This is a genomic window from Sphingomonas horti (genome assembly GCF_009753715.1).
Lineage (GTDB): Bacteria > Pseudomonadota > Alphaproteobacteria > Sphingomonadales > Sphingomonadaceae > Sphingomonas_B > Sphingomonas_B horti.
In genome coordinates this window covers 359,417-375,612 of the sequence record NZ_WQMS01000001.1, presented here as the reverse complement: position 1 = coordinate 375,612, position 16,196 = coordinate 359,417, and the positions used below count along the sequence as shown (strand labels likewise).

15 protein-coding genes are annotated in these 16,196 nt (G+C 67.8%); 12 read left to right on the top strand and 3 right to left on the bottom strand.

Going from position 1 to position 16,196, the window contains the following annotated elements:
- Positions 1-2: 2 nt before the first annotated feature.
- The 5 genes from GON01_RS01790 (at position 3) to queC (ending at position 4,642) form a co-directional block, all read left to right on the top strand.
- Positions 3-608 carry a DUF4142 domain-containing protein gene (locus GON01_RS01790; RefSeq protein WP_157025408.1) on the top strand — a complete coding sequence of 202 codons (606 nt, stop codon included), beginning with the start codon at positions 3-5 and terminating at the stop codon, positions 606-608.
- A 76-nt stretch (positions 609-684) separates the two neighbouring features.
- Entirely contained in the window at positions 685-1,947 is a 1,263-nt protein-coding gene (locus GON01_RS01785; RefSeq protein ID WP_157025406.1) for a Xaa-Pro dipeptidase, read from the top strand.
- Positions 1,944-2,534, top strand: a complete 591-nt coding sequence (locus GON01_RS17295; protein WP_198159751.1) for a phosphatase PAP2 family protein — start codon at positions 1,944-1,946, stop codon at positions 2,532-2,534. The genes GON01_RS01785 and GON01_RS17295 overlap by 4 nt, the downstream gene beginning before the upstream one ends.
- Positions 2,535-2,570: 36 nt before the next feature.
- Positions 2,571-3,848: a dicarboxylate/amino acid:cation symporter gene (locus GON01_RS01775; protein ID WP_157025405.1), complete on the top strand. Its 1,278-nt coding sequence runs from the start codon at positions 2,571-2,573 to the stop codon at positions 3,846-3,848.
- A gap of 98 nt (positions 3,849-3,946) precedes the next feature.
- Positions 3,947-4,642, top strand: coding sequence for a 7-cyano-7-deazaguanine synthase QueC (gene queC, locus GON01_RS01770; protein ID WP_157025403.1), 696 nt, complete (start codon positions 3,947-3,949; stop codon positions 4,640-4,642).
- Positions 4,643-4,842: 200 nt separating this feature from the next.
- Here the strand turns inward: queC and GON01_RS01765 are convergent, their stop codons facing one another.
- On the bottom strand, positions 4,843-5,778 hold the full coding sequence (locus tag GON01_RS01765) for a tetratricopeptide repeat protein (RefSeq protein WP_157025401.1): 936 nt from the start codon (positions 5,776-5,778) through the stop codon (positions 4,843-4,845).
- Positions 5,779-5,917: 139 nt separating this feature from the next.
- Here GON01_RS01765 and GON01_RS01760 point away from each other — a divergent pair, with 139 nt between their 5' ends.
- The 4 genes from GON01_RS01760 to GON01_RS01745 all read left to right on the top strand — a co-directional run bounded on the left by GON01_RS01760 (position 5,918) and on the right by GON01_RS01745 (position 12,457).
- A complete protein-coding gene (locus tag GON01_RS01760) occupies positions 5,918-8,425 on the top strand; it encodes a cyclic nucleotide-binding domain-containing protein (RefSeq protein WP_181600169.1) in 2,508 nt (835 codons plus the stop codon).
- A gap of 157 nt (positions 8,426-8,582) precedes the next feature.
- Positions 8,583-9,461, top strand: coding sequence for a hypothetical protein (locus tag GON01_RS01755; protein ID WP_157025399.1), 879 nt, complete (start codon positions 8,583-8,585; stop codon positions 9,459-9,461).
- Positions 9,462-9,480: 19 nt separating this feature from the next.
- Positions 9,481-11,475, top strand: coding sequence for a hypothetical protein (locus GON01_RS01750; protein WP_157025397.1), 1,995 nt, complete (start codon positions 9,481-9,483; stop codon positions 11,473-11,475).
- A gap of 91 nt (positions 11,476-11,566) precedes the next feature.
- On the top strand, positions 11,567-12,457 hold the full coding sequence (locus GON01_RS01745; RefSeq protein ID WP_157025395.1) for a phosphodiesterase: 891 nt from the start codon (positions 11,567-11,569) through the stop codon (positions 12,455-12,457).
- A 9-nt stretch (positions 12,458-12,466) separates the two neighbouring features.
- Here the strand turns inward: GON01_RS01745 and GON01_RS01740 are convergent, their stop codons facing one another.
- Complete coding sequence (locus GON01_RS01740) at positions 12,467-13,453, bottom strand: proline iminopeptidase-family hydrolase (protein ID WP_157025393.1); 987 nt, start codon at positions 13,451-13,453, stop codon at positions 12,467-12,469.
- 53 nt (positions 13,454-13,506) lie between these two features.
- Here GON01_RS01740 and GON01_RS01735 point away from each other — a divergent pair, with 53 nt between their 5' ends.
- On the top strand, positions 13,507-13,830 hold the full coding sequence (locus GON01_RS01735; protein WP_157025391.1) for a VOC family protein: 324 nt from the start codon (positions 13,507-13,509) through the stop codon (positions 13,828-13,830).
- On the opposite strand, the gene GON01_RS01730 is transcribed toward GON01_RS01735, so the two are convergent.
- Entirely contained in the window at positions 13,827-14,120 is a 294-nt protein-coding gene (locus tag GON01_RS01730; RefSeq protein ID WP_157025389.1) for a hypothetical protein, read from the bottom strand. The two genes, GON01_RS01735 and GON01_RS01730, sit on opposite strands and share 4 nt — an antisense overlap.
- A gap of 80 nt (positions 14,121-14,200) precedes the next feature.
- On the opposite strand from GON01_RS01730, the gene GON01_RS01725 reads away from it, so the two are divergent.
- Together GON01_RS01725 and GON01_RS01720 are read left to right on the top strand one after the other, a co-directional pair.
- Entirely contained in the window at positions 14,201-15,103 is a 903-nt protein-coding gene (locus tag GON01_RS01725) for an ATP-grasp domain-containing protein (protein WP_157025388.1), read from the top strand.
- Positions 15,100-16,116, top strand: coding sequence for an LLM class flavin-dependent oxidoreductase (locus GON01_RS01720; RefSeq protein ID WP_157025386.1), 1,017 nt, complete (start codon positions 15,100-15,102; stop codon positions 16,114-16,116). The genes GON01_RS01725 and GON01_RS01720 overlap by 4 nt, the downstream gene beginning before the upstream one ends.
- Positions 16,117-16,196: the final 80 nt, after the last annotated feature.

The following is a 16,196-nucleotide window of genomic DNA, read 5'->3' as shown; positions in this document are numbered from 1 at the left end:
CCATGAGGAAATTCGTCGCCCTTTCAACGGCCGCCGCGCTGAGCATGGCTCTGGCCGCCTGCGGGTCGAAGAACGACACCGCCAACGAAACCAACATGGCCGACAACATGACGACCGCGAACGAGGTCGGCGCGAACGGCGCGATTATCGCCAACGACATGAACGCGACCGCGGCGGCGCCGATGACGGCGCAGGCGTTCGTCGACGCGGCGTCGGGCACCGATGCCTATGAGATTGCGGCCGCGAAGGCGGCGCAGGGCAAGGCGAGCAGCGCGGACGTGAAGAGCTTCGCCGCCCAGATGATCAAGGATCACACCAAGTCGACGGCCGACCTCAAGGCGGCCGCGGCGAAGGCTGACGGCAAGCCGACGCCGTCGGGCATGATGAATGCCGAGCAGCAGGCGAACCTGACCAAGCTGGACGGCCTGAGCGGCGCCGATTTCGACAAGGAATATGTGACGCAGCAGGTCGATGCCCACCAGAAGGCGCTCGACGCGCTGAAGGGCTATGCCGCCGGTGGCGATTCCGCCCCGCTGAAGGATTTCGCGAGCAAGACCGCGACCGTGGTCGAGCACCATCTCGACATGGCCCAGAAGCTGCAGAAATAGGAGCCGGTCCGGCTCGGGGACGGCTTGTGCGTAGCGCGGGGCGTCCCTAACCCTCCCGGATCGAACGGGAGGGAACATGATCCGCAATCTGCTTCTGGGCGCAGCGCTGGTCGCGGCGCCGGCCTCGGCCGACACGGTGGTCGTGACGGCCGCGAAGATGGTCGACGTGCTGGCCGGCAAGACGGTCGACAATCCGGTCGTCGTCATCACCGACGGGCGGATCAGCTCCGTCTCCAGCGGCGGGGCGGTGCCGGCGGGGGCGAAGCGGATCGACCTGCCAGGCAAGACGATCCTGCCTGGCCTGATCGACATGCACGTCCACCTGACCAGCCTCGCGGAAATCGGCGGCTACCGCTCGCTGCGCTACACCGACAGCTTCTGGCAGGCGGTCGGCGTCGCCAACGCCCGGAAGACGCTGGAAGCGGGCTTCACGACAGTGCGCAATGTCGGCTCGGCGGACTTCGATGATGTCGGGCTGATGCAGGCGATCGACGGCGGCTGGATTGCGGGCCCGCGGATCGTGCCCGCCGGCTATGCGATCGGCGCGACCGGCGGCCACTGCGACGATAACATGCTGCCGCCGTCCTACGACCGCAAGGAACCTTCGGTGATCAACTCGCCGGAGGAAGCGCGCGCCAAGGTCCGCTGGCTGCACAAATATGGCGCGCGGGTGATCAAGATCTGCGCGACCGGCGGCGTGTTCTCGCTCGGCGATGCGGTCGGGGCGCAGCAGCTGAGCTTCGACGAGATGAAGGCGATCGCCGACGAGGCGCACATGCTGGGCCTGAAGGTCGCGGCGCACGCGCATGGGCCGGAGGGCATCCGCACCGCGATCCAGGCCGGCATCGACACGATCGAGCATGCCAGCCTGGCGGACGACGAAGGCATCAGGCTCGCCGCGCAGAAGAAGACCTGGTTCGACATGGATATCTATAACGACGACTATATCCTGGCGACCGGCACCGCCAACGGCACCGAGCAGGAGAGCCTGGACAAGGAAAAGGCGATCGGCCTGAAGCAGCGGCAGACCTTCCAGAAGGCGTTCCGCGCCGGCGTGCCGATGCTCTTCGGCACCGATGCCGGCGTCTATCCCCACGGCCAGAACGCGCGCCAGTTCGCCAAGCAGGTCGAATGGGGGATGACGCCGATGCAGGCGATCCAGTCGGCGACCAGGAGCGCGGCCGAAGCGCTCGGGCGGACCGAGGATGTCGGCGCGATCGCGGTCGGCCGCTATGGCGATATCATCGCCGTCGATGGCGATCCGACGCAGGACGTCCGCACGCTCGAGCACGTCGCGGTGGTGATCAAGGGCGGCGAGGTGGTGAAGTCCGGCCAGTGACGCGCGAGCTCCGCGCCGCGCTGGCTCTTTTTGCCGCGGTTCTGGCGCTCGGCATCGGGCTGGAGATCGGCGGCGCGCCGGCGCTCGATCCCTGGTTGTCGCATGTCGCCGCCTCCGGGCGGACATGGAGCCGCTTCTGGCTGGTGCTGTCGCACCTTGGACGCGGCGAGATCGTGGCCGTCATCGCGCTGGTCGCTGCGGGCATGATGGCGCTGAGGCGGCGAGGGCGGGACGCGCTGGTCCTGGTGCTCACGGTCGCCGTGCAGATGGCGACCAATCCGGTGCTGAAGCTGCTGTTCGCCCGCGTCCGCCCCGACCTGTACCAGCACCTCGATCCGGTGACGGACCTGAGCTTTCCAAGCGGCCATTCGGCGCAGAATGCGTGCCTGTACCTGCTGCTGGCGCTGCTGGTGCACACGCGGATCGGCTGGCTGGGCGTCCCGCTCGCGCTGCTGATCGGTCTCTCGCGCGTGGTGCTCGGCGTCCACTGGCCGACCGACGTGCTGGCGGGCTGGATGGAAGGCGCAGCGTTCGCGCTGCTCGGCGCGCATGTCAGCAGGACCTTAGCCCGCAACAGAAAAGCTTGATTGGAGCCGAGCGGATCGGCCGCCATCTGGACGGCCATGGTGCGCCCATCTTTCGGAACCCAGATCGCCCTCGCCATGCTGCTCGGCCTCGCGGCCGGACTTGCCGTGCGCGCCTTACCCGGCGCCGCTGCACTGGCGACGACGCTCGAGCTGATCGGATCCGGCTTCGTGCAATTGCTGAAGGTGCTGGTGCCGCCCCTCGTCTTTGCGTCGATCGTCTCCAGCATCTCCAACCTGCGGGCGCTGTCGAACGCGAGCCGGCTGGTGACGCAGACCTTGCTGTGGTTCGGCATCACCGCGCTGATCACGGTGTCGATCGGGATCGCGCTGGCGCTCGCCATCCAGCCCGGGGTCGGCGCCGGCGTCGATGCCGCTGCGGCTGCGGCGCCGCGGACGGTCGGCACCTGGCTCGATTTCCTGAAGGGCCTGATCCCCGCAAATGCGCTGGGCCTCAGCGCCTCGACCAGGCTGGCCGACGGCACGGCGAGCACGACGCTGGGCTTCAACGTGCTCCAGATCGTCGTCGTCTCGGTGCTGGCCGGCGTGGCGGCGCTGAAGGTCGGCGAGGCGGGCGAGCCGTTCCTTGCCTTCTCGCGTTCGCTGCTGGCCGTGGTGCGCAAGCTGCTCGCCTGGCTGATCGCGCTGAGTCCGATCGGCGCGTTCGGCCTGTTCGGCCATGCCGTCGCGACCTATGGCTGGGACTCGCTGGCGCGGCTCGGCTGGTTCGCGGGCGCGGTGTATCTGGGTCTCGCGATCGTGCTGCTCGGCGTCTATCCGGCGCTGCTGGCGATGCACGGCCTCAGCCCGGCGCGATTCTTCCGCGCCGCCTTGCCCGCGATCCAGCTCGGCTTCGTCACGCGCTCCTCGATCGGCACGCTGCCGGCGACCGAGGCGGTGGCCGAGCGGCTGGGCGTCGACCGCAGCTATGCAAGCTTTGCCGTGCCGGTCGCGGCGACGACCAAGATGGACGGGTGCGCGGCGATCTATCCCGCCATCGCCGCCATCTTCGTCGCGCAATTTTATGGGCTGCCCCTGGGCCTGACCGACTATGCGACGCTGGTGCTGGTCTCGGTGGTCGGATCGGCGGCGACGGCGGGGCTGACCGGCGCGCTGGTGATGCTGACGCTGGCGCTGTCGACGCTCGGCCTGCCGCTCGAAGGCGCGGGCCTGCTGCTCGCGATCGATCCGATCCTCGACATGGGGCGCACCGCGGTCAACGTCGCCGGGCAGGCGGTGGTGACGTATATTGTGGCGCACCGCGAGGGACTGGTGGCGGGGGAGGAGTTCGATCCTGCCCTGGTTCCGGCCGAGTGAACTGGCCATCCCGGGCTTGACCCGGGACCCAACTTCTCTTCACCAGCGCGACGAGAAAGGTAGGCTCCGGCTCAAGGCCGGGGTGACGGTTAAAGCCTATGTCTCTGCAATCCGAATCCGCGCTGGTGCTTTTCTCGGGCGGCCAGGATTCCGCGACTTGCCTCGCCTGGGCGCTCGACCGGTTCGCGCGCGTCGAGACGATCGGCTTCGACTACGGCCAGCGCCACCGGGTCGAGCTCGACTGCCGGGCCGCGCTGCGGGACGGCATGAGCCGGCTCTGGCCGGGCAAGCTCGGCGAGGATCACATGCTCGACCTGTCGCTGCTCGGCCGGATCAGCGACACGGCGCTGACGCGCGAGGCGGAGATCGCGTTCGATGCGGACGGGCTGCCGAGCACGTTCGTGCCCGGGCGAAACCTGATCTTCTTCAACCTGGCGGCCGCGATCGGATACCGGCGCCAGATCCGGCACCTGGTCGGCGGCATGTGCGAGACCGACTATTCAGGCTATCCGGACTGCCGCGATGACGCGCTGAAGGCCTTGCAGGTCGCGCTCGGCCTGGGCCTGGACCGAAGGATCGTCGTCCACACGCCGCTGATGTGGTGCGACAAGGCCGCGATCTGGGCGCTGACGGCCGAACTCCGCGGCGAGCCGCTGGTCGAGCTGATCCGCACCGAGAGCCATAGCTGCTATCTGGGCGAACGCGGCACGCTGCACGATTGGGGCTATGGCTGCGGCGCCTGCCCCGCCTGCGTGCTGCGGGCAAAGGGCTGGACTGAGTATCGACTCAGCTGAAGTCCGTCAGTGCGACAATTTGCGACACTTTCCTGTGACGCCCGACATAGCTTTGCGACCTTTGGCCGCGATAAACTGACCTCGACAACGCGGATCACCCCTTCCCCGTTGTTGCACCAAGGCAGGGCAACCCCTCCCTGTCTCCAGGACGACCCAGTCCCGGGCCTCGCTCCCCACCCCAGGAGCGAGGCCCTTCTCTTTCAGGCGCCGGGCACGCCCAGCGTCCGCGCCGCCTGGATCAGGTCGTCGCGCGAGCCAGGATTGGCGGCGATCGCCTGCTGCAGCGCCTGCGCCGCCTCGCGGCCCTGGCCCAGCATCATCCGGCTGCGGATCAGCATCATCCAGCGGTCGGGCTGCTTCGGATCGGCCTGCAGTTTGGCGGCGAGCCCGTCGACCATGCCGCGCACCATCGCTTCCTGCTGGCCGGATGGAAGCTGCGACGCCGCCGCCATCTGTTCGCGTGTCGGTCCCGGAATGCCGTTCAGCGCGGCGGCGGGGCCGGCGGGTGCGGCCGGCGCAAGCGGCTTCAGTGCCGCCAGCCGTGCCTTGACGTCGATCTTCTCCTTGCCCGCCACCTGCTCGATCGTCTTGCGCACATCGGCCTGCCATGGCGCATCGGCGGGCGAGTCCTTCAGCAGCGCGAACCAGGTGTCGATCGCCTCGCCGTGCCTGCCGGCCATGTCCTGCTCGACCCCGGTGAAATAGCGTGCGCGCGGGTCCTTCGGGTCGATCGCCAGCGCCTTCCTGAACGCGGCGGACGCATCGGCCGGGATCTTCTCGCCGGAGCCCGCCAGCACCAGCGCCTCGCCCAGCGACGACCAATATTCGGCATTCTTCGGCGCCAGCTGCGCCGCCTTCTGATAGGCCATCGCGGCTTCGGCGAATTTGCCGGTCTCGAAGAAGGACCAGCCGAGCATCCGCCACCCTTCCGGATTGTTCGGGTCGGCCTTCAGCTTCGCCTCGAGCGACGAGATCATCGTATCGACGTCGGGCTGCGGCGTCGCAGAGGCGGTGGCGACGGGCGCGGCCGGCGCGGGCGACCTGTTGCGGGAGACCGCGACGCCCACGGCAACGATCGCGATTGCCGCGGCCGCGAACAGGGCGAGGCGGGAGGCTGGCACAGTCTTCTCGGTCATTGCCGTTCCGTCGTTTTTTGTGGCCCCAGTCACTAGCGAAGCGAACGGACTTTGGTAAGAAGGGAGCGGGGCCGCACCTTTGCTCGCGATCGGCAACAGCCGGGCGGGCGTGTCAGCGTGTGAATAGGGGGCTAAGGGCGTGTCGGACGCTTTTCGCATCGCAATCGTCGGCTCGGGACCTGCGGGACTGAGCGCTGCCGGCCGGGCAGCCGAGCTCGGGCTCAGCCATGTGCTGCTGGAGAAGACGGACCACCTCTCCGACACCATCTACAAATACCAGAAGGGCAAGCACGTCATGGCGACGCCGGTGCAGCTTGCCCTGCGCTCGCCGCTCGATTTCGATGCCGGCAAGCGCGAGGCCGTGCTCGGCACCTGGGACGAGCAGACGGCGAAGCACGGCGTCAACGTCATGTACCATGCCGAGGTGAAGGCGATCACCGGGCAGGCCGGCGATTTCACGCTGGCGCTGACCGACGGGCGCGAAGTGAAGGCCGAGACGGTGATCCTCGCGATCGGGACCCAGGGCAATCCGAACCTGATGCGCTGCCCGATCGAGGACGGCGCAGTGGTCCAGTACACGCTGGACGACCCTGCCGAGTATAATGACGAGCACATCACCGTCGTCGGCGGCGGCGACGCGGGCATCGAGAACGCGCTCGGCTTGGCCGCCGAGGCGGCGCAAGGCAACAGCGTGACGCTCTGCAACCGCTCGGCGGAATTCTCGACGGCCAAGGGGCCGAACGTCGCGGCGCTGCTCGGCGCGCGCGATGCCGGCCGGATGCAGGTGCTGACCGAGACGACGCCGGCGAAGGTCGAGAAGGGCTGGATCACGTTCGACACGCGCGACGGCGAGCTCAGGATTCGCTGCGACCGCGTGATTGCGCGCATGGGGTCCGCCCCGCCGCGCGCATTCGTCGAGGCGTGCTGCGCCGAGTTCGAGGAAAAGGACGACCCGCGCAATCCCGGCAGGACGATGCGCGGCGTGAAGGCCGGCACCGGGGTTCAGTTCACCAGCAGCGACCGGCTGGCCTACCCGATCCTGTCGCCCACTTTCGAAACGACCGTGCCCGGCATTTTCGTGATCGGCGCGCTCGCGGGCTATCCGCTGATCAAGCATTGCATGAACCAGGGCTATGACGTCGTCGAGTTCATCAACGGCAATACCCAGCTGAAGCCCGCCGACGAGCCGATCCTCGAAAAGAAATTCGCCGCTCTGCCGAAAGGGCGCGAGGTCTCCGAATGGCTGGAGGTGCTGCGCACCAATATCGGCATCCTGCAGGGCCTGTCGCCGCTGCAGATGCGGGAGTTCATGCTCGATTCCGACGTGCGCGTGTACCAGCCGGGCGAGGTGATCTTCGTCCGCGGCGCCCGCGAGGATTCGCTGTTCGCGATCGCGGAAGGATCGGTGCTGGTCGAGGTCAATCCGCAGGATCCGTCGATCACCGTGCCGATCGGGACGGGCGAGATATTCGGCGAGGTCGGCCTGATCTCCGGCCGCACCCGCGGCGCTACGATCCGCGCGGCGGAGCGCAGCATCATCGTCGAGATTTCGCGGCTCGCGGCGCTGCGGCTCCAGCGCCAGGTGCCGTCGGCGCAGAAGGAAATCACCCGCATCTCGATCGAGCGGCAGCTGCTGCAGCTGTTCAAGGCCGGGCTGACCAAGGAAGACGTGGCCGAAGTGGTCGCCGGGGCCGAGGTGCGGACGGTGCGTGCCGGCGAGGCTGTGATCAGCGAAGGCGAGCAGGGCAGCGACGTGTTCGTGATCCGCTCCGGCTCGATGATCGTCGAGAAGGCGGTCGGCGGAAAGCCGGTGTTCCTGAGCTACGTGCCCGCCGGCTCGTTCGTCGGCGAGATGGCGCTGATCGACGGCGGCCTGCGCACCGCGACCGTGAAGGCCGCGATCAAGGCCGACGTGATCCGCCTGCCCGGCGAGGCGTTCGCGCGCCTGATGGCCAAAAAGCCGGCGCTGGAAGCGCGCGTCCGCCAGGACATGGAGGCGCGTCGGATCGTCAACTCGTTCGTCGAGGAGCGCAAGCACAGCTTCTCCGGCGCGGTCGACCTATACTCGCAGACCGCCAAGTTCCTGATCGACGAAGGCATCGGCGAAGCGACCGACGTGCTGCTGATCGACGAGAATCTGTGCGTCGGCTGCGACAATTGCGAAAAGGCGTGCGCGGACAGCCATGACGGGCTGAGCCGGCTCGACCGCGAGGCGGGGAAGACCTACGCGCACCTGCACGTGCCGACCTCGTGCCGGCATTGCGAGCATCCGCACTGCATGGCCGATTGCCCGCCGAACGCCATCCATCGCGGTGCGGACGGCGAGGTCTTCATCGACGACACCTGCATCGGCTGCGGCAATTGCCAGCGCAATTGCCCTTACGGCGTGATCCGCATGGACAAGGTGCCGCCCAAGAAGCCGTCGCTGCTCAGCTGGCTGTTCCTCGGCCTCGGCCCCGGTCCCGGCGAGCCGAGCCATGAATGGTCGGTCGAGAATTCCAAAGGCGAGAAGCCCAAGAAAGCGATCAAGTGCGACATGTGCGCCGGCATCGACGGTGGCCCGGCATGCGTGCGCGCCTGCCCGACAGGCGCCGCGATCCGCGTGTCGCCGGACGAGTTCCTGACCGTCGCGCGGCTGGAGGCGTGAGGATGGTTGCTATGCCGTCCCACGCTCCGTTCGGCCTGAGCCTGTCGCAGGCCTCCCTTGCTCTTCTTGAGGCGTCAAAAGGAAAAGGAGGGTTTCGACAGGCTCAGCCCGAACGGCCTTATTTCGTCACTTGCCGGGCATCCGGGGGAGCCGATCCATGCTGATGGTCAAGAACCCGGCTCGGTCGCGCCGCCAGCGCACGTCTTCGCACGACGGATTCCTCCAGTACCGCAATTTCCGCTGGGCAAAGATCGCGGCCGCGATCTGCGTCGCGGCGATCGCCGCCTATCTGATGATCGACGTGCAGCCGCGGCCCAATGGCGGCAGCGCGGAAGGCTATATCCTCGGCACGATCGGAGCGCTGCTGATCCTGTGGCTGACGCTGCTGGGCGTGCGCAAGCGGGCGATGACACCGGGGCGCTGGTCGCTGAAGGCCTGGACCAGCGCGCACGTCTATCTGGGCCTGTCGCTGATCGTGATCGCGACGCTGCACACCGGCTTCCAGTTCGGCTGGAACGTGCACACGCTTGCCTACGCGCTGATGATGCTGGTGATCGCCTCCGGCATCTGGGGTATCAGCATGTATGGGGCGCTGCCCAAGGCGCTCAGCGACAATCGCGAGATGATGACCGAGACGCAGATGCTGGAGGCGCTGCGCTCGATCGACCGGCAGCTGCACGACGCGGCCCAGCCGCTCGACCAGCATCACGCCGATCTGGTCCAGTCTTCTCTGGAGCAGGATCCGTTCGGCGGCGGGTTATGGGCGCGGCTGACCGGACGCTATCGGCGCTGCGCCACGCGCGCCGCGCAGGCGGAGTTGCGCCGCGAAGGCGCGTTCCGGCCCAAGCTCGCCGACGATCCGCTGGAGCGCATCGACACTCTTCTGGAGCGCAAGGGCGCGATCCTGCACCGCGTCCGGCGGCATCTGCGGCTGAAGGCGCTGCTGGAGGTCTGGCTGTACGTGCACGTGCCGGTCACCTTCGCGCTGATCTCGGCGCTGTCGGCGCACATCGTCTCGGTCTTCTTCTACTGGTGATCGGGCGGACGGGGGCAAAATGAGCTTCAAGATCATCACGATCGCGCGAACGTCCGAAGGCCGTGAGATTCCGCGCGAGAAGCTGGTCGAAGGCAATGAGGTCGGCGTCGGCCGGCTCAGCGAGAACGACATCCATCTCGCCGACCTAGCGGTCGAGCCGCGCCATGCGGTGATCAGCGAGCCTGCGCCGGGACGACTGGTGATCGAGTCGATTTCCGGGCTCGGCTTCGGGTTCGACGGCCGCACCGTGATGCGTGCCGAGATCGATCCCGCCTCCGCCGGCGGCGAGCTGCGCTTCGGCAGCCACCGGCTGAAGCTTGGCACCGATGACGGCACGATCACCGTCACTGTCGAGCGGGTGGAGGCACTGTCCGATTCCGCGGAGGAGAAGGACCAGCAGACCGTCTTCACGCTGCGCGGCCTGATGCCCGGCAAGCGAGTCAGCGCCTATACCTTCCTGGCGCTGATCCTGGCCGCATTCCTGGCCTGGCCGATCTACACCTATGCCAGCGCGCATGGAGAGAAGATCAGGCCGGCGGGCGTCCATGGCGACAAGAGCTGGGAATCGGGGCCGCTCAGCAAGGCGCACGCGAACCTGGAGAATGACTGCCAGGCCTGCCACGTCGACGCCTTCGTCGCCGTCAGGGACAATGCCTGCGAAGCATGTCACACCGATGTTCATGGCCGCGATGCGACGGGGCTGGAGCGTGTCGCGATGAACGGCCCCGGCCGTCCGGGTCCGGCCGCCTATGATCACGCGCCGGAAAAGCTGCTCGCGGTCGCGCGCGGCGGCCCGCAGGATTTCGGCGGGCGCGTCAAGGCGTTCTTCAAGCGCACGTTCAACAAGCCCGAAGGCCGCTGCGTCGACTGCCATACCGAACATGAAGGCGCGGGGCCGATGCCGGCGACGCAGCAAGCCTTCTGCGCGGATTGCCACAACGGCCTGCAGGGCCGGCTGCAGTCGGCCGGCTTCAACAGCGCGATCGGCAGCGCGACCGACTTCGGCCTGCAACATCCGGAGTTCAAGCCGCTGATCCTGGCGGGCTTCGACGGCACGCATCCGGTGCCGTTCGCGAAGCGCGACGCGCGCGCGGGCGGTAATCCGCTGCTCGGCTGGCGCATGCAGCGGACCGTGATGAGCGGGCCGATCCAGATGCAGAACGGGCTGAAATTCACCCACGCCCAGCATCTGTCGACGACCAACGGCGTCGCGGAGATGTGGCGCAACGTCTCGCCCGGCCAGGGCCCCGGAATGGATTGCCAGGATTGCCACAAGACCGATCCCAGCGGCACGCGTTACCAGCCGGTCAGGATGGAGACGGCGTGCCAGTCCTGCCACAGCCTCGGGCTGCAGACGGTCGGCGGCACCGTCCGCCAGCTTCCGCATGGCGAGCCTGCGCAGGTGATCGCCGACATCCGCGCCTTCTACGGCTCCGGCGGCAGCTTCCGCCCGACCGGCCTGCCGGTCGCGCGCTACACGCGGAGCCGGCCAGGCGAGGTCAATGCCGAGCGGCGCTCGGCCGATCTGGCGCGCGCGGCCGCGCTGCTGCCGGGCAAGGGCGACGCTCTGATCCGCGCGACCTTCGCGCCGGGCGGCGTATGCGGCGAATGCCACACGGTCAGCATGGGCGGGCCGGACGGCGTGCGAATCGCGCCCGTCGCGCAGCCGACTCGCTATCTTCGCAACGGCTGGTTCGATCACCGCGCGCACGACAATCTGGACGTGCGCGGGACCGACGGGGCAAGGCGCTGGGGGTGTCGCGACTGTCATGCGGCGGAAAACTCTAACGCTGCCAGTGACTTGCTGCTTCCGACCCTGGCCACCTGCCAGGCCTGCCACACCGGCGAGAACGGCGCGCACAAGGCCGCGCTTGTGCGCTCCGGCACAGCTTCGTCCTGCGCAATGTGCCATGACTACCACGCCGACGAGGGAGCCCCCTGGGTGCTCAAGCGTAAGGGCAAGAAGACGGCGCCGGCGAACCAGGTGGCGATGCTGCAGGTCCGCTGGCGTTGAGGGGACACGCTTAACCACTCGTTGGTCGGATTCCGCGTAAGGGGCGTGGGCCGGCCAAGGGGAGAGTGGCTGGGCATCGCAGGCGGGTGACATGCTGATCGCGCAGATCACGGATATCCATTTGGGGTTCGATCCGGACAATCCGGCCGAGTTCAACCGGAAGCGGCTGGATCAGGTGCTGAAATTGCTTACCGGCATGAATCCCATGCCGAACCTTCTGCTTGCGACCGGCGACCTGGTCGATCGCGGCGACAGCGAGAGTTATCGGCGGTTGCAGAATGCACTCAGCATCTGCCCCTTTCCGGTCTGGCCATGCCTGGGCAACCATGACCAGCGCGAGTCCTTCGCCGAGCATTTCCCCGAATTCCCGATGCCCGACGGGTTCCTGCAATATGCGTTCGATGCCGGCAAACTGCGCTTCCTGGTGATCGACACGCTGGAGGAAGGGCGCCACGGCGGCGCCTTCTGCGAGACCCGCGCGCGCTGGCTCCGCGACCGCCTCGCGGAGCAGCCGGAGCGCGACACGATCATCGTGATGCACCACCCGCCGGTCGATGTGGGGATCGAGTGGATGGCGACCGATCCGGATGAGCCGTGGGTGGCGCGCTTCTCGGATGCGGTCGCCGGACATTCGCAGGTGAAGGCCATCATCTGCGGCCACCTGCACCGCCCGATCAGCGTGGCCTGGCGCGGAACGACGATCGCGATCTGCCCCGCGACCGCACCTCAGGTCGCGCTCGACCTTGCCCCGATCAACCCCGACCGGCCCGACAATCGGGCGATGATCATCGCCGATCCGCCGGCGTTCGCGCTCCACAAATGGAACGGGTCCTCGCTGGTCACGCATTTCGATACGGCCGACGAGCATGTGATGCTGGCCAAATTCGACGACAAGATGCAGCCGCTGGTGAAGGCGCTGATGAGCGAACGCCCCAGCGGGCAGATAACGGACGAGGACGCCCCGATCCGCCGGGCGTGTTGAACGGGCCGCCTAGGGCGCGTCGTGCGCCGCAAGCCATGGGCGCAGGATGCGGAGATAGGCGTCCGGATTGTCGTTCATGACCGTGTGCGCGGCGCCGGGCACTTCCCGAAAGGGCGCGCCGGCTTCGGTGGCGAAAGCCGCGACGGTCGACGGGATCGCCTCGTCATGTTCGCCCGCCACGAACAAGGTCCGCGCCGGGTCCAGCCGCTTCAGCAGCGGGCGCCCGTCATAGTCCTTCAGCGTGCCTGACGCGGTGAACTCCGCCCGGCCCCACATGTGGTTATAGACATCGGCGCTGAAGCTGCGCGGCAGCGCGTCCTTATAGGCCTGGATTTCGGGAGGTGGGTCGAAGCGGCGGACGTGGCGGGCGTAGAAGGCTTCGGTGGCGGCCTCGCAATCGTCCTCCGGCGCCACGCCCGGCGTGTCGCAGAGATAGAGCAGGCGCCGTACCTCCGGCGGCATCGCGTCCTTCAGCCGTTTCGCGTCGCGCAGCCAGATGTCGGTCGAGACGAGCGGCGACTGGATGATCGCGCTGGCCAACTCGCGCGGACGCTGCGCTGCATATTCGAGGGCCAGCGTGCCGCCCCAGCTTGCGCCGAGCATATGCCACCGCTTCACATCCAAGGCTTTGGCGATCGCCGGCAGCTCGTCGACGAAGCGAGGCACTGTCCAGTTTTTCGGATCGCCCGGATGGTCGGAGCGGCCGCTGTCGAGCTGGTCGTAGAGGATGACGGCGCGCTCGTCGGCCAGGGCCGTCGCGTTCAGCCAATACCAGTGCGCGCTGCCCGGTCCGCCATGCGCGAAGACGATCGGCGGCCTGGGGCCGGCCAGGTCGCCGTTGACGCGCACATAGATGCGGCCGCCCTGGACCGGCACCATCTCCTCGCGATCGGGCCTGATCCGGACGCCCTTGGCCAGCGGAGCGACGGCGGCCGCGGCGGGCGCGCTCAGCATCGCGGCGCTGGCGGCAAGGAAGCTGCGGCGATCGAACTGCATCGCATTCTGCTCCCTGTGGTGCGATTATCGCGCCAAGTGAAGAGGAGGCAGGGATGGCACGCTTGGCTTACGTCATCAAATTCGTGGCCGACATGGACCGGGCGGTCGCGTTCTACAGCGAGACCTTCGGATTCCCGGTGCGGATGCGGACGCCGTTCTGGAGCGAGGTCGATGCCGGCGAAACGACGTTGGCGCTGCATCCGGCCAGCGACGCCAATCCGGCGGGTTCGTGCCAGCTTGGCTTCAATCTCGACGATCTACGGGCCTTCTACGAAAAGGGCGCGGTCACGTTCAGCGTGCCGCCCAGAGAGCAGCACGGGACATTGCTCGCCCGGATGATCGATTGCGAAGGCGCGGAAGTCAGCCTCAGCGGCTAAGCGTCGAACTCGATGCCTGCGCGGCCGCCCGCGAGCCAGGCGACGCGGCCGTGGCGGCGCAGCTTGCCGCAGACCAGGTGCACGCGCTCGCCAAGTTTCGCGGAGCCGGGCAGGTCGATGCAGGCGCCGCCGGGCGACCAGTTATAGAGGCGCACGATATGGTTGCGGCCGCGGATCTTGAGGCCGGCGAACACGCCGTCGGCTTCGTCGCGCTGGAAGCGGCGCAGCTCGGCCCAGCGATGCGCGCGGGTCCAAAGGCCGAGGCTTTCGAGGGAACTCAAGCGCTTCATTGCCAAGTCGTTCTGACGCAAAGGCCTTTCCAAATCCTTGCCGCTTGCCGGCGGCGGCGCGCGCCGTCATAGCGCCGGCCATGGCCGACCTGGCGATCGTATACGAACATCCGCTCTGGTTCCGGCCGCTGTTCGCCGCGCTGGACGCGCGCGGCATCGATTACGTCGCGATCCAGGCCGACGATCACAGCTTCGTGCCCGGTGCGAGCCCGCCGCCGGCGCCGCTGATCCTGAACCGGCTGGCGCAATCGAGCTTCTTGAGGTCGGCCGAGCACCCGCTCTTCTACGCCGCGGCGCTGTTCGACGAATGGGAACGGCAAGGCGCGACCGTGATCAATGGCGGGCGGGCGTTCGCGATCGACTCGTCCAAGGCGCGGCAGCTGTCGCTGATCGCCTCGCTCGGGCTGCAAATTCCCGCCACGCGCATCGTCCACCGCGCGGCGGACGTGGTGGCGGCCGCGGAGGGCCTGCGCTTCCCGATCGTCGTGAAGGCGAACATCGGCGGCTCCGGCGCCGGCATCGTGCGCTACGACAATCTCTCCGAATTGAAGGTCGTGGCGGCGGAGGGCGGTTTTCCGGCGAGCATCGACTCGGTGTTGCTGGTCCAGGAATATGTGCCGGCGCACGGCGGCAGGATCACGCGGCTGGAGACCCTCGACCGCAAATTCCTGTACGCGATCGACGTGGAGGGCGGTGGCGCATTCGATCTCTGCCCCGCCGACGCCTGCGTTGCCGGCAGCAGCATCAGGCTCATGCCCGCCGATCCGTCGCCGGAACTGATCGCCGCCGCCGAACGCATCGCCGACGCGATGGCGCTGGACGTGGGCGGTATCGAGGTCATGATCGACGACCGCGACGGCGTTCCCCGCTTCTACGACATCAACGCGCTCTCCAACTTCGTCGCCGATCCGTTGACGGTGCTCGGCTGGGACCCCCATGAACGGCTGGTCGACTGGCTTCAGCAGAGGATCGCACGCGCATGAGGTACGGCTTCTGGATGCCGGTGTTCGGCGGCTGGCTGCGCAACGTGCCCGACGAGGGAATGGAAGCCAGTTGGGACTATGTGAAGCGGCTCACCCAGCGCGCCGAGGCGATCGGCTACGACCTGACGCTGATCGCCGAGCTGAACCTCAACGACATCAAAGGCGTCGACCAGCCCGCGCTCGACGCCTGGTCGACGGCGGCGGCGCTCGCGGCGGTCACCGAAAAGCTGGAGCTGATGGTCGCGGTGCGGCCCAATTTCCACCAGCCGGCATTGTTCGCGAAGGCGGCGGCGAACATCGACCGCATCTCGGGCGGCCGGCTTGCGCTGAACGTCGTTTCGTCCTGGTGGGCGGACGAGGCGCGGCAATATGGCCTGCAGTTCGACCAGCATGACGATCGCTATGCGCGCACGACCGAGTGGCTGCAGGTGGTCGACGGGCTGTGGACCGAGGAGCGGTTCAGCTTCGATGGCCGCTATTACCGGACCGACAAGGCGATCTGCGCGCCCAAGCCGGTTCGCAAGCCGACCATCTATGCGGGCGGCGAGAGCGAGGCGGCGAAGACGATGATCGCGAGCCTTTGCGACGCCTATGTGATGCACGGCGATCCGGCGTCGGCGATCGCGCCGAAGATCGCGGACATGAAGGCGCGGCGCGAACGGGCGGGCGGAACTCCGATGGCCTTCGGCATGGCCGCCTATGCGATCGTCCGCGACAGCGAAGCCGAGGCGAAGCGGGAGCTGGAACGGATCACGACTGTCCGCGAGCTGCCCGCCGGATACGCGAACTTTGACCAGTGGCTGTCCGGCACCCAGCTGGAGCGCGAGCTGAAGATCCAGGAATATGCCGTTTCGAACCGCGGGCTGCGCCCCAACCTGGTCGGCACGCCCGAGCAGCTGAAGGAGCGGATCGCGGAATATGAAGCGGCCGGCCTCGACCTGCTGCTGCTCCAGATGAGCCCGCAGGCGGAGGAAATGGAGCGTTTCGCCGCCCAGGTGATCGGCCGGGCCTGAACGGCGCCCGGCGCGTTCTGTCTTAAATTTGTCACCACTGCCTCATAGAGGCGCCGGCGGGTTGAAACATCGGGCGGTCG